This window comes from Chryseobacterium indologenes (assembly GCF_002025665.1).
Taxonomy (GTDB): Bacteria; Bacteroidota; Bacteroidia; order Flavobacteriales; family Weeksellaceae; genus Chryseobacterium; species Chryseobacterium metallicongregator.
Window position 1 is genome coordinate 3581605 of the sequence record NZ_CP018786.1, and the last position, 14438, is coordinate 3596042.

At 36.6% G+C, this 14438-nt stretch carries 12 protein-coding genes; 5 read left to right on the plus strand and 7 right to left on the minus strand.

From position 1 onward, the window contains the following. Positions 1 to 116: 116 nt before the first annotated feature. The 6 genes from BUE84_RS16080 to BUE84_RS16105 all read right to left on the minus strand — a co-directional run bounded on the left by BUE84_RS16080 (position 117) and on the right by BUE84_RS16105 (position 7316). Positions 117 to 713 carry a hypothetical protein gene (locus tag BUE84_RS16080; protein WP_079242552.1) on the minus strand — a complete coding sequence of 199 codons (597 nt, stop codon included), beginning with the start codon at positions 711 to 713 and terminating at the stop codon, positions 117 to 119. A gap of 391 nt (positions 714 to 1104) precedes the next feature. After that, positions 1105 to 2682 (minus strand): DHA2 family efflux MFS transporter permease subunit, encoded by a 1578-nt coding sequence (locus BUE84_RS16085; RefSeq protein WP_079242553.1) that lies wholly within the window; start codon positions 2680 to 2682, stop codon positions 1105 to 1107. Positions 2683 to 2824: 142 nt separating this feature from the next. Further along, positions 2825 to 3928, minus strand: coding sequence for an HlyD family secretion protein (locus BUE84_RS16090; protein WP_079242554.1), 1104 nt, complete (start codon positions 3926 to 3928; stop codon positions 2825 to 2827). Between the two features lie 16 nt (positions 3929 to 3944). Then, a complete protein-coding gene (locus tag BUE84_RS16095) occupies positions 3945 to 5261 on the minus strand; it encodes a TolC family protein (protein ID WP_079242555.1) in 1317 nt (438 codons plus the stop codon). Continuing rightward, positions 5245 to 5871, minus strand: coding sequence for a TetR/AcrR family transcriptional regulator (locus tag BUE84_RS16100; protein WP_238594272.1), 627 nt, complete (start codon positions 5869 to 5871; stop codon positions 5245 to 5247). The genes BUE84_RS16095 and BUE84_RS16100 overlap by 17 nt, the downstream gene beginning before the upstream one ends. 326 nt (positions 5872 to 6197) lie before the next feature. After that, positions 6198 to 7316 (minus strand): ATP-binding protein, encoded by a 1119-nt coding sequence (locus tag BUE84_RS16105; RefSeq protein WP_079242557.1) that lies wholly within the window; start codon positions 7314 to 7316, stop codon positions 6198 to 6200. Positions 7317 to 7710: 394 nt separating this feature from the next. Here BUE84_RS16105 and mdlD point away from each other — a divergent pair, with 394 nt between their 5' ends. The 4 genes from mdlD (at position 7711) to BUE84_RS16125 (ending at position 12190) form a co-directional block, all read left to right on the plus strand. Continuing rightward, positions 7711 to 9030, plus strand: a complete 1320-nt coding sequence (gene mdlD / locus BUE84_RS16110; protein ID WP_079242558.1) for an NAD(P)-dependent benzaldehyde dehydrogenase MdlD — start codon at positions 7711 to 7713, stop codon at positions 9028 to 9030. A gap of 196 nt (positions 9031 to 9226) precedes the next feature. Further along, positions 9227 to 10543, plus strand: a complete 1317-nt coding sequence (locus BUE84_RS16115; RefSeq protein ID WP_079242559.1) for a hypothetical protein — start codon at positions 9227 to 9229, stop codon at positions 10541 to 10543. Position 10544: 1 nt separating this feature from the next. Beyond that, positions 10545 to 11135 carry an LPS export ABC transporter periplasmic protein LptC gene (gene lptC / locus BUE84_RS16120; RefSeq protein WP_079242560.1) on the plus strand — a complete coding sequence of 197 codons (591 nt, stop codon included), beginning with the start codon at positions 10545 to 10547 and terminating at the stop codon, positions 11133 to 11135. An 11-nt stretch (positions 11136 to 11146) separates the two neighbouring features. After that, complete coding sequence (locus BUE84_RS16125) at positions 11147 to 12190, plus strand: anhydro-N-acetylmuramic acid kinase (RefSeq protein ID WP_079242561.1); 1044 nt, start codon at positions 11147 to 11149, stop codon at positions 12188 to 12190. 6 nt (positions 12191 to 12196) lie between these two features. On the opposite strand, the gene BUE84_RS25070 is transcribed toward BUE84_RS16125, so the two are convergent. After that, positions 12197 to 12334: a helix-turn-helix domain-containing protein gene (locus tag BUE84_RS25070; protein ID WP_079242562.1), complete on the minus strand. Its 138-nt coding sequence runs from the start codon at positions 12332 to 12334 to the stop codon at positions 12197 to 12199. A 462-nt stretch (positions 12335 to 12796) separates the two neighbouring features. On the opposite strand from BUE84_RS25070, the gene BUE84_RS16135 reads away from it, so the two are divergent. Next, positions 12797 to 14437: a T9SS type A sorting domain-containing protein gene (locus BUE84_RS16135; protein ID WP_079242563.1), complete on the plus strand. Its 1641-nt coding sequence runs from the start codon at positions 12797 to 12799 to the stop codon at positions 14435 to 14437. Position 14438 lies beyond the last annotated feature (1 nt).

Genomic DNA, 14438 nt, shown 5'->3' on the forward strand with positions numbered 1-14438 from the left:
GCGGTGCGGGGCTTCGGTTTTATGCTTTGGCTGAAGCCGATCCTTCCTTATAATAGAGAAAGCGGACTAAAGTCCGCTTCTATTGATATCTGAAATTATTATTTCAATATTCTGCTCTATTTTTCTGCGATAACTACATGGTAACTGCATGAGCTATCCGGATCAAGCTTGAGTACTTTTACTTCAAGTAAAACATCCAGTCCCATAGTGTCGCAAATACCCTGTATAAAAGGTTTTATGACTGGCCATTTCAACAGCCCTGCAATTTGCAGACTATAAGTTATTTTATGGTAACGGTCTATGCCTTTAATGAGCAATTCGCATTTATAGTCATTTAATTCTTTAAATTCAAAATTATATTCGGGACTGGATGTAAAAATTGCTCCTATCAGTATTTTGGCTACAGCCGGAATCCCAGGCTGCAGATTAGGTTTTGCTTCGAGAGTTCTCAGTGTCATTCTGGATGCGAGATCATACATGAATGTACTGGAAAGCTGCTCAATTGCATCGGCTCCGTAAAGTCTGCCAATCTGCTTGAGCATTCCGCCATAAAAAGCTCCTGTAATATCTGACAGACGCTGGGTAAGTTCTGTAAAAGTTCCGGGAAAGAAATCTGCAATAATCTGAGCCTGGTTCATTTCAGGAAGATAGATATCGTTTTTTCTGAAATCGGATAATGCCACGTAGGTTTTCGGAAGTTGAATTTGATTCATAGTTAATAAGTTATTACTGTTATTAGTTCATCTTAAGTACAATAATGAAGAGAAAAGTCCCATCTATCCATCTGGAATTTTGTCATTATAGAATATAAAAACAAAGTAAAAAACTATTGGGTAAATGGATTTTAATAACTGATGTTCAGATAACAATCCGGTACTGCATTTTGGTCAATCCTTTTTGAAAGGATTGTTGAGAGATGAGGGAATCTATTCATATTTTTTCATTTGATATTGTAAAGCTAGAAAAAATAAATAAACTCTCCAATAAGTGATATTATTTTTTATTTAATAAAATGAAAACTAAAAGTTATTGGATTTTACTATTCTACATCAGAAACAGCATAAAAAAACCTTCGAAAATCTCGAAGGTTTTTTTATTTAAAATTTAGTGCATAGCTTCACTCAAATCTATTTTTTCTTTGCTCTTTCGTTCTTTTACGAGTAAGATAAACGGAATACATATCAGGAATATGATTCCAAGGTAAAGAAAGACATCCATATAAGATAAAACAGTTGCCTGTTTCGTTACGGATAGGTCGAGCATTTTATACGCGGCATTCATTGCTGCATCAGGAGTCATTCCTTTCGCTATAAAATTTGCTTTAAGGGCAGCAAGTCTTTGCTGGACATCAAAACTGTTTTCGTCCAGATGGGAAATTAAGTTATTCCTGTATTTCTGGCCTGCATTGGCAATAAAGGTTGTGATAGCTGCAATCCCGAAAGATCCTCCCAGCTGTCTCATCATCCCTGTAAAAGCGGCTCCCTGACCAATCTCCTGCCCTTTCAATGTACTTAATGACAAAGAGGTGATTGGAATAAATAACAATCCTAAACCTGCTCCTCTTACGATCAGCATCCAGAAGAAAGCTTCTTTACTGGTATCCGGTGTCAGAATTTTATATCCCCAGAAACTGTAAACGAAGAAAATAAAAAGTCCTAATGAAACCAGAATCTGTTGTTTTGCTCCTTTTGCCAGCAACCTACCAATGATAGGCATCATGAAAGCCGTCGTTAATGCAGCCGGAATCATCAAGGCTCCTGACTGAAGTGCCGTCCATCCCAAAATACTCTGAGTATAAAGAGGAACAATAAATGTAGAACCATACAATCCGAATCCAAGCACGAAAGACATCATAGTTCCAATTCTTAGGTTACTATTTTTAAGTACCCTCAGCTCAACGATTGGATATTTAAAGGTAAGTTCCCTCCAAAGGAATAAGATAAATCCTAAAACAGCAGCTACTGTAAACGCTACAATCATTCCGCTGGCAAACCAGTCTTCTTCATGACCTCTCTCAAGAATGAACTGTAGTGAACCTACTGTTACTGCCAGTAAAGCAATCCCAATCCAGTCAACATCCGAGACTTTACGTTTTTCTGCATATTTCGGACTTCTTACAAACTGCAGTGTCATCAATGTTGCTGCAATTCCAATCGGAATATTAATATAGAAAATATATGGCCAGCTGAAATTATCAACGATATACCCTCCAAGAGGTGGACCAAGTGTAGGACCGATAATTACTCCCAGACCATAAATAGCCTGAGCCATACTTCTTTTTTCAATCGGATAAGATTCCGTAATGATCGTTTGTGAAGTTACCAATAAGGCACCCCCACCGATTCCCTGCATCAATCTGAAAAACACAAGTTCCCAGATATTGGTCGCATTTCCACATAAAAATGAAAATATGGTAAATATAATGATGGATGCCGCAAAGTAATTTCTACGCCCAAACTGCTGGGAAAGCCAGCTCGTCATTGGTACTATAATTACATTACCAATGGCATAAGCCGTAATTACCCAACCCACTTCAGAAAGTGTAGATCCAAGATTCCCCTTCATTTCATTCAAGGCAACATTGACAATCGTGGAGTCTACAATTTCGAGAAGGGCACAAAGGATAGCCGTAATCGTAATGATTACTCTACGCGCTCCATATTCTACTAATGAATCTTGCATAAGTTTTTTTCGATGTAAAAAATCAATGGTGAATTTTGTTTCGCAAGTGAATGGTGAATTGTAAAGCAGTCTATTTTAAACAGGTAACAAAACTGATTCATTCTTCACTACGAAGTTCATTGACTTTCAACAATTTTAAATGTTATTTCAAAGCAACCTCTGCTTTCACGTTCATTCCTGTTCTCAGTCTTTTGGCAATATCTTTATCAAGATTTACAAAATCAATCTTTACAGGAAGTCTCTGAACTACTTTTACGAAGTTACCACTCGCATTATCCGGAGGAAGAATAGAGAAAGTAGCTCCTGTAGCCGGAGAGAAAGAGCTTACTACACCTTCAAATTCTTTATCAGGGAAGGCATCAATCTCAATTTTCACTTTCTGGCCTTCTACCATTTTATCAACCTGCGTTTCCTTAAAGTTAGCTACCACCCACTTCTGGTCGTTTTTAACCAAAGCAAACAACTGTGCCCCAGCCTGCAGATACTGACCTGCCTGTGTAGGCACTTTTCCTACGTATCCATCTTCAGGAGCAAGGATTACGGTGTATGATAAGTTCAGTTTTGCATTTTCTACATCTACTTCTCTTTGCTTAGCTACAGATCCTGCTACACTGATTTGTTGTGAGCTTGCAGCCGTCTGAGAAGAAGCAATGTGAGTTTGCTGAGCAATTTGATTTCTCTGGTCAACCAAAACCTGTAACTGTCTGTCTGCAGATTGTTTTGCCGCTAAAGCCTGCTCATATTGCTGTTCTGTAATAGAGTGATCTTTTACAAGATTAGCATATCTCTTCAAATCCTGAGAAGTTTTCCAAACGTTTACTTTTGCTGCTTCTATCTGAGCGTTAGCAGTTACTACCGCTGCTTCTGAAGAACCTATATTTTTTGAAGTCGCTGTGGTAGTAGCTTCTGCATTGGAGATATTACTTTTAGCTGTAGATAATGCTGCCTGAGCCTGGTCAAGAGCCATTTTCTGATCTCTGTTATCCAAAATCACCAATGTATCTCCTTTCTTTACAAACTGGTTGTCTTTTACTTTTACCTGAGCTACATAGCCGGAGATTTTAGAAATTACCGGTGCCATATTGGAAGTAATCTGAGCATCGTCTGTCTCTTCATGATACTGTCCATAAGTAAAGGCTCTGTAACCGTAGATTCCTCCTCCGATTACTACTGCTGCTAAAATGATAGGAAAAACTAAACTTTTTTTCTTTTTAGGTTCAGCTGCCTGTGTATTATTATTTTCCATTTTGGTTTCGATCTGATTATTTAATTGTTAAAGTTCCTGTTGTCTGTAATAGTTTTCTGTATGCCAGTGCAGCATCTGCCTTAGCATTGATCACTCCAACGTTGGCAGCAATCTGTGCCGCGTCTGCATCCAGTAATTCAGTCATGGTTGCAAGACCGTTATCGTATTTATTTTTTGTTATTCTGTAATTTTCATTAGCCTGCTCGGCAGATTTTTCGAAAACAGCAATTCTCTTTTTTGAATAGTCTGTGTTTTGGTATTCTCTGTTTACATCAAGCTTAATGTTATCATTCAGTAATTCATCCGTAGCAGCAAGCTGTTTTTCTCTCGCCTGCGATTGTCTCAATGAAGAATTTTCTTTCCACAGGTTAGATAAGTTGTAAGAAACTCCGATTCCTACGTTAATTGCATTGTATACGGTAAGAAACTTAGGAATATCAGCTGCTACATAACCTCCTGTAAAGGCAATAGAAGGAAGATTTTCTGCTTTTGCTGCTTTTGACCCCAATTCTGCCGCTTTTCTCTGTTGAGCCAAAGCCTGTAAATCTTTACGGTTTTCTCTGGCTTCGGTCACATAAAAATCAACAGGTTTTACGTCTGATCCTTCCTCTATATAATTTTCATCTACGGTAAGTTCCGTAGTTTCAGGAAGACCTAATAAAAGATCCATATTGATGTTGGCAATATTGTAGTTATTCTTAGCTTCTAATAGTTGAAGTTCAATATTTGAAGTCTGAAGGTTAGCCTTTAATCTGTCGTTTCTTGCAATCAATCCGTTGTTTTCCATTTTCAGGAAGGTTTCATCTCTTTTTTGAGAAGCGGCAAGATTTTCTTCAAAAACCTTGATAGACTGGTTCGCTTTAAACAGATTGTTATAAGCCTGAGCAACGTTGTAAGCAATGGCAATTTTATCATTCTCAGTGCTTAGTTTAGAAGCTTCTACCAGATATTTAGCGGATTGAATCCCATATTTGATTCTTCCGCCGCTGTAGATTGGAACGCTAAGATTAGCCGAACCGTAAAGTACCTGATGTACTTCAGGACCGCCTGCTCCGCCTGAAAGACCGGGAAGTTTGATATCAACATTCGGTTTTACCGGAAGGTACATATAGCTACCTGACACTTTTAATTCCGGTAGTTGTCTGTTTTTAGCCTCCAAAAGATCAGCTGTAGCCTCTTCGATCTTGGCTGCATCGATCTTGAGATTCTTGCTGTTCTGGATTCCCAGCTGCACGGCTTCGTCAAGAGAAAGTGTTTTTTTCTCCTGAGCATTTACATTTGCTATTCCTACGAATAGTGATAATGCAATCACTGAGTTATTTATTCTCTTCATAACCTAAAAGGTCTTTTAGTAAATATTTAATATGTTTATTAAGTTCTGTGTAGTATTTTTCATCAAAAGCTTCTTCATCTTCTGTTTCATTCAGGAACTCTTTATACATTTCTTTCGCATTGAATGCATAAAATAAGGTTCCGCTTACCGTGGAATGAAGCAGATAAATAGGTGGGTTTTTGGTGAAAATTCCATTTTTAAGACCACTTTCCAATATTTGGGAATACATAGAAAGGAATCCCATTTTGGTTTGCTTCAAAAATTCTACAATCTGAGGATTCTTTGTATGCAGCTGCTCTCTCTGCATAATTCTGTAGAAGCATTTTTGAGTTCTGATCTTGTGAGAAAACTGATCAATGACTTTTTCAATTTTCTGCCACTCGTTGATATCTGTTCTTCCCAAAAGATCTTTTGAAAAAAACTGACCTTCATTCATTCTGTATTCCACTAATTTCTCATAAAGTTTTTCCTTAGAGCCAAAATAATACGAGATCATAGAGATGTTTACATTAGCATCCTTTGCAATTTCTCGGGTGGAAGTCCCTTCGAATCCCTTTTCTGCAAAAAGCTTCTCGGCTGCAAATAATATATTTTCTTCTTTTGAAATCATGTTAGTGTTCATTTTTCAGGGCGCAAATGTACACAAGTTTTCATTCAAATCAAACGATTGATTGATTTTTTTATATAGATTTAATTTATTGCAAAGAAAAGACAGTTTCTATAATAGATACTAAAACCGAAGGAAAGGTGTTTTTAATGAAATAAAGCTCAGGATAAGTTCATATTCATTTAATAATTGAGAAAAAACTCAATGGAAAATTTTTAGTTTTAAGATCTTTTTACATTGAAGTATGTATAAAAAAAGAGGGAAAGTAGAAACGAAATGGCAATCTCTTTATCATAAAAACAAAACTCCGGCATTAACCAGAGTTTTATTTATGTGTTTTTATGTATATATCTTGATAGTTTAATTCCCAGATCCGTCCAGACAATTTTTGGATTTCCGTTTCTGGTCAGATGAAGATCGGCTGTATTAATTTCTTCTAAAATACTCTCTATATTGGCACCATTGATAAATTTTGAAAATCCACCCCAATTGAAGCCGTTCGCATTGATCTTTTTATAAACCAGATTCTCAGACTGATAATTCTGAAGCAATGCCAGCCTGAAAATTTCAGAACAATAATTAAGGAAGTTTTTCTGTTTCTCCCTGTTCCATCCTGCAATTTCTCTTGCCCAGACAATAATGCTTCTAAGATATTCCGGTTTCTTTTTTACCATAAAGGCATCTCTCACCCACTGTACAAAAAGCTTTTCAAACTCATTGCTTTTATCTCCAGAATTCAACAGTTTTATGGCATCATTGAGATCTCCCTGTGCTTCATGAACAATCTCTCTCACTTTTTCTTCAGAAACAGAAAAATTCTTTTTGAGATGATTTTCAATATCTTCATCATTAATTCTCGGGATCTCTACAATCTGTGTTCTGGAAAGAATAGTAGGAAGGATGTCGTTTGTGCTTTCAGCAGTAAGAAGAATGACAGTCTTTGCTGGGGGTTCCTCTAAGAATTTCAAAAACTTATTGGAAGCTGCTACATTCATTTTATCTGCTCTCCAGACGATAAGAATTTTGGTTCCTCCTTCAAAACTTTTTAAAGAAAACTTTTGATTCTGATCATCCACTTCATCTGCAGAAATAAATAACTGTTTATTTTCCGATTCTAAAAAGGCAGTCCAGTCATCATAGTTTGCGTAAGGAGAAGCCAGGATCATTTCTCTGAACTCATCAAATTTGTTTTTGCTTAATGAGTTTTTATTGTCCGTAAAAACCGGAAAACTGAAATGCAGATCCAGGTGATTGAGGTGTTCCACCTTCGCTGCAGCATGTTCATTTTCCTGACTGAAAATTTCCCGTGCATACGCCAATACCATAGGCAGTGTTCCGTATCCCTCTTTTCCTACAAAAAGTTGGGCATGGCTCACTCTGTTTTCAGCAATGCTTTCCCTAAGAAGTTTTTTCAGATTCGTCTGTCCGGCGATGTTCTCCCAATTCATGTTTCAAAGATAAAAAATCTTATTTCATTTCATAAAATTAAGTCTGCTTAAAATGCATAAAAATATAGATTATACATTTGAGTTTCTTTAAATCTATAAAAATACAGGACATAATAAAACCATTAAGAAGGATTGAAGAAATAAAGTATAGTTAAGATGAATCATTCTGATTTTAAGCTTAAAGCGAAGCTTATCTTAACACTCTTGGCACCTTCATAATCTTAATGGTTCAAAAGAAATACCTCATATTATAGGTAATATCAATAATAGGATTAGAATAAAACATGAAATTAAATTTTACACAATGTAATTTTATACAATACATTTGCCACGTGAAATTATTCGTAAATTTATTACCATTTCACACCAATTCAAATATTAAAATTACATACGAATGGATACAAACCTGGAACAAAAAATCAGAGGGATATTTCAGCAACAGAAAGCCTTTTTCAAAACCAATCAGACCAAAGATATTGAATTCAGAAAAGCACAATTAAGAAAATTCCGTGACGTTTTTCTTCACCATACCGATGCTCTTTGTGAAGCTTTGGATATAGATTTGGGGAAAAGCAGAAAAGAAGCGGAATATGTGGAGATTCAAATAGTAATCAGTGAGCTTGATTATTTGCTGGAAAACATTGATGAATGGGCAAAACCTACTTCCGTACCTTCAAAACCACATCCTTCAGGCGCTGAAGTTGAGAGCAAAATAACCTATCAGCCTTATGGAGTTACTTATATTATCGGACCTTTCAACTATCCTGTTCAATTGACATTCAGTCCGCTTATCGGAGCTTTGATCTCTGGAAATACCGCAATCATAAAGCCTTCAGAAAATACTCCCCATGTTGCTCAGGTGCTTGAAGATATTGTGAAAGAATCGTTTAATGAATCCTATGTCGCAGTTATTCAGGGCGCTATTGAAGAGAATACCTTATTATTAAGTCTTCCTTTTGATTATATTTTCTTTACAGGAAGTCCCAATGTTGGAAAAATTGTCATGAAAGCTGCTGCTGAACAATTAATTCCGGTTACTCTGGAACTTGGAGGAAAATCACCTACGATTGTTCATAAGGATGCAGATCTGGATAAAGCTGTAGCCAGAATATCTTACGGAAAATGGATTAATTGCGGACAAACCTGTGTGGCTCCTGACTATATTTATATCCATGAATCTGTAAAAGATTCTTTTATAGAAAAATTCAAAGCGCATTTAAATACAGCGTATGAAGGCAATTCTCTGGGAAAAATCGGAAAGATTGTTAGCCCGAACCAGATTAAACATCTGGCAGGTTATCTGGAGGCAGCTCCTGAAAAAGTAATCTACGGAGGAAATTACGATCTTGAGAGCCGTCACTTTGAAGCCACTTTAATGGATAATGTGAACTGGGATGATCAGGTAATGCAGCAAGAGATTTTCGGTCCTATTCTTCCTGTTATAACCTATAATGATATTGAGGAAGCATTGGAAGAAATCAACAGCCGTCCTAAACCTCTAGCATTATATGTTTTCACAGAAGATCAGGAATTTGCCGATTATGTTTTAAACCATACCACAAGCGGAGATGCTGAGATCAACAGTGCCATTATCCACGTGGGTTCTCATTATTTACCTTTTGGAGGAGTAGGAACTTCGGGAATGGGAAAATATCACGGAAAATTCAGTTTTGAATGTTTCAGCCACAGCCGTTCTGTTCTCCAGGTAAAATAATAGGATAAATACTCATTCTTATAAACTAAGACTGTTCATCATAGGACAGTCTTTTTTACAAAACAGAATTATTATTTTTATTACAGAAAATTTGCATTTTTCTTGTAAAGAAAAGCCCTTAACAAACTTTAACCACATATAATTTTTACAATTCATTAATATTTAAGATATTTGCGCATTGTTTTAAAAATAAAGAATGAAAAAAATCTTTGTAGTATCATTCATATCAGTTGGATATTTTCTGAATGCACAGAGTCTAAGCAACTCTCCTTATGCAACTTATGGAATTGGAGATGTGAAATATGATAATACGATCGAAACTACTTCTATGGGAGGTATATCTACTGCTTTTATTAGTGATTTTACCAGTAGTTTCAATTTTGCCAACCCGGCAAACAACGCCAATTTTGAACTTACGAGTATCAGACTGGAAGCTACCAACGAAAACAATTATTTCAAATCGAACTATAACGATATGAAATCTACAAAGCATTCTACGTATCTTTCCAATATTTCGATTGCATTTCCATTATCTTCAAAAGTGAAAATGGGAATCTCTTATCAGCCATACAGTTCTAAAAGCTACGACATCGTAACAGAACAGCTTGCCAGTGATAACACGACTCCTCTTTACAGAAATAACTTTAAGGGAAGCGGAACTTTGAACACGGCACAGCTTGCTGTTTCTTATAAAATTAATCAGGAATTATCTGTAGGGGCAAAAGCCAATCTTTATTTTGGAGACCTTAATGACCTTAATGAATTCCGTGCTTACAACAACAATCTTGGTACGTATGCCGGTGAATATGTTAATGGTTATGAAACTAAAAACAGAGTCCGAAACTTTAACTTTACACTGGGTACAAGCTACCAGACTTTAAATACGCGTACTGATAAGAAGTTTACAGTAGGTGCTACTGCTACTTTTGGGAATACAAGTAATATGACTACTCAGTACACCAACAGTACGTACAGATATTCTGATGCTCAGGAAACCACTAAACTTTCTGGTTCAGAAACAATCATCGAACAAAAAGAAACAAAATCTAAAAACCTTCTTCCATTACAGGCTTCACTAGGGGTTGGATACGGAAGTGAGAACCATTGGTTTGTATCAGGACAGGTAGACTATAAAAAAGGAGAAGATATCTCTTATTTTGGTAAAGATTTCAGTTACCAGGATACTTACAGAATTTCTGCAGGGGGTTGGTACCTTCCAAATTATAACAACTTTAGAAATTACTTCTCAAGAGTAATCTATAGATATGGAGCATTCTATGAAAGAGGAAATCTAAACCTGGAAGGGAACAGTATTAACAAATTCGGTATTTCTGCCGGAGTAATGTTACCATTTAAGAATAGTAGTATCACCAGAATGAGTGGTCTTGAAATCGGATTAGAAGTTGGTAAGAGAGGAACTCTTCAAAACAACCTGATCAACCAGAATTTCGTCAACCTGAGAATCGGCTTTAATTTTGCTGATAAGTGGTTCAGAAAGACTCTTTATAACTAAAATGAACTTTTCAAAAAAAATATCATATAAAAATATAGCATGCCTTTTTAGTTGTGCTATATTTTTTATATTGACATCCTGTGAGGAAGATCTTACCAAAAGAAATGGCAGCCAAAGCAAAAACTTTCCTTCACAGATCATCAACAATGCCAATATTATACAGCGTGATTCCGGCTTTATTACGTTAAAAGCCAAAGCGCCCATTATTGAAAAATACGAGCTGATTGACAGCCCATACGTGGTAGCCAGAAAAGGAATTGACATTGAGTTTTTTGATAAAAAGAAACCTAAAGTTCCTGGAAGGATTACCGCCAAATATGCCCGTATTTTTGAATATAAAAAATTCTATGAAGCTAAAGGTGATGTAAGGATAAAAACCAATGAAGGACAGAGATTTGCCATGCAGAGTATCTATTGGGATCAGAAAAAAAACAGAATCTATACCAAAGATACAGTTTATGTTACCATGGAAGACGGTTCTACACTGGTAGGTGCCAACGGAATGACCGCCAAGGATGACTTTTCCGAATACACATTCTATAACAACTCCGGAGATTTCAGTTCTAAAAGAATTTCTGAGAATAAAAAATAATTTCAAAAACAATGAAAGCTCTGGCTATTGGATTGATGTCCGGGACAAGTCTGGATGGTTTGGATATCTGTCTTGCTGAATTTGAAAAGCGGGACACATGGACCTTTCAAATCCTGAAAGCCGAGACACTCTCCTATTCTGAGGATTGGGAAACCCAACTTAGAAACTCTATTCATCTTTCTTCCGAAGATTTGCTGGAACTGCATTCAGAGTATGGTTTTTATCTTGGACAACAGGTTAAAAAATTTATTCATCAGCATCAGCTTGAAAACATCGACCTGATTGCCTCTCATGGCCATACAGTTTTTCATCAGCCTAAGAGAAAATTTACCCTACAGATTGGTGATGGTAAGGCTATAAAACTGGAAACCGGACTCCCTGTTATCTATGATTTCAGAAGTCAGGACGTGTTGATGAAAGGAAATGGAGCTCCTCTGGTCCCTATAGGTGATGAATTACTTTTCTCCGGATACAGTGCCTGTCTGAACCTGGGTGGATTTTCCAATATTTCTTTACGTTCGGAAGGAAAAAGAATTGCCTTTGATATCGCTCCGGTGAATATTGTTTTGAACTATTTAGCCCAACAGCTTCATAAAAATTTTGATGAAAACGGAGCATTGGCAGCAAAAGGGAAAATAGATGAAACTTTGCTGAATCAGCTTAACACTCTGGATTTCTATCAAATTTCACATCCAAAATCTTTGGGAATAGAATGGTGCCATCAACATATATTTCCGCTTCTTGAAAATATTGAAACATTGGATGCACTGGCTACTTTTACAGAACATGCTGCCCAGCAGATTGCCAATGTCATTAATGAGTATAGTATAAAAGACATCCTTATCACCGGAGGAGGTGCTTACAACACGTTTTTAATTGAAAAAATAAGAGCGAAAACACAAGCCGAAGTGATCATCCCCGAAAAAGAGATCATCAATTATAAAGAGGCCCTGATTTTTGCCTTTATGGGTGTTTTAAAAATGAATAATGAGATCAATGTCCTGTCTTCTGCAACAGGAAGTATAGCGGATCATTCCTCAGGAGTTATGGCATAGATATTTTCATACTTGTATGTCACCGATCAGCTCAGCCAATGAAATATCTAATGCATATGCTATAACAGATATAGTGAAAATACTGGAAGTAACCTTTCCTTTTTCAATTTTATAGAGATACTGTCTATCCTTCCCTATCATCATAGCAAGTTCCGTTTGTGAAAGTCTTTTCTCTTCACAGTATATCTTGGATGTATTAATTAAATATAATATCACGACAAGTTCTGTCGCCTCAAGAGAATATTTTTGTATTAAATCAAATTAATATCCGCTAAAACATGTTAAAAAACGTTAAATTTATAAGATTTCTATAAACAAGCCCATTAAGGCTAAAAAACAATAACTATGAAATTTTTATTCAGTTACATCCATTCGGTGTATACTCTTCAACTCCTTTGTAAATATTTAAAAACCAATTTCATGTGTACACATTCAGTTCGATGTTTATGCATAAAAAATACACTGTTTTTTGTACCTAAAGAATATTATATTTGAAATATTCTTTACCATATAAAGGGATCTGATTCTCAGAAACGGATAAGGATAAAAAAAACAATCTAACCATGATCTATCATAATAACTATGTCAACTTAAATAAACACGGGAATGAAAAAAATCTCTCTCAGTGCATTCATTCTATGCACAGCCCTAGGTGTATCTGCCCAGGAAGTGATGTGGCAGAAGGACATCCAATCCTCTACCCAGGATTTTCTAAGCCAGGTCACCACAACCATAGATCAACAGTATCTGATCACAGGTAGTTCTATTCAAAGCAATAAGCAGCAGGCTTCAGTCAGTAAGCAAAACAGCGGTTATGATTTTCACTTGATAAAACTCAATCAGCAGGGTCAAGAAGTCTGGGAGAAATATTTTTCAGGACAAAACCATGATTATCTGTCTGCTACTGTTACCACTCAGGATGGAGGTTTTCTACTAGCTGGAACATCTTATTCCGGAAAAGGATTGGACAAAAAAGACGATTCCAAAGGCGGTTCAGATATCTGGCTGATCAGAATCAATGAATTTGGAGATGAACTATGGCAGAAAACCTTAGGAAGCTCTTCGGATGAAGAAGCCAGAGCGGTTATCCAGACTACAGACTTCGGATTTTTTGTTGCCGGAAATATACAAACCCCACCAAAAGGTTATGGTTCTAAAGATATTTTGATCACACAACTCGACAAAGACGGAAAAGAGTTTTCACAATTGATTTTAGGCGGAAAAGGCTTGGATGAAGTGGAAAAGATGATTCCAACGAGAGATGGAGGTGCGCTACTTGGGATTTATTCGAGGAGTTCCGAGATTCGTGATTCGGGATCTGAACAAGGTTCGGGGATGCGAGGTGCGGGTTCTGCATCAAACGTTCAAAACCCGAACCCCGTATCCCGAAACTCGAAACAAACTGAAAACTTCGGTGAGGGTGACTACTGGATCGTAAAGCTCGACAAAAATGGAAAAGTGGAATGGGAAAAGAACTTCGGAGGCAAAGGAGATGATCATTTGAGAACCTTGGCCTTAACTTCAAATGGCTTTATCATTGGTGGAGAATCAAGATCAGAAAGATCAGGAAATAAAACCGTTGGATTGGAAGAAGGAACAGACCTTTGGCTGATTGCTTTAAACGAAAAAGGTGATGAACAGTGGCAGAAATCCTATAATTTCAAAAACAGAGACATTTTGATGGGGATGAGTGTGGTAAACGGGAGGCTGGAAGATGGAAGCGAGAAGTCTAAAGGAATTCTGTTGGGAGGTTACACCCAAGCTGAAGGAAGAATCCAAACAGATGATGAAACCTTCTGGATGTTGTATCTGGATCAGAATGGCAATGAACAATGGAGAAAACACGTAAAAGGTGAATCCAGGCAAAAAGAAGAAAGACTTTCTGATTTAAAGCTGAACAGAGACGGTTCAATTATTCTGGCAGGAACCAGCGCAGAAGAACTGGGTAAAGAAAACTGGAAGATTGTTAAACTGGGAGACAAACAGGTTGACCAGCTCATTGAAAAATATGATATCAAAATCTATCCGAATCCAGTATCAGATTATGCTTATGTAGAAATCGGATTTAACGACTTTAAAGAAGCAGATATTCTGTTGTATGATATGTCTGGAAGACAGCTTCAAAATCTGAAAACCATAAACAAAGTAACTAAGATTAATACCCAGAATTTGGTTCAGGGAGCTTACTTAATTACCATAAAAACAGATACCAATAAAACAGCAAGTGCTAAATTAATTAAGAAATAAA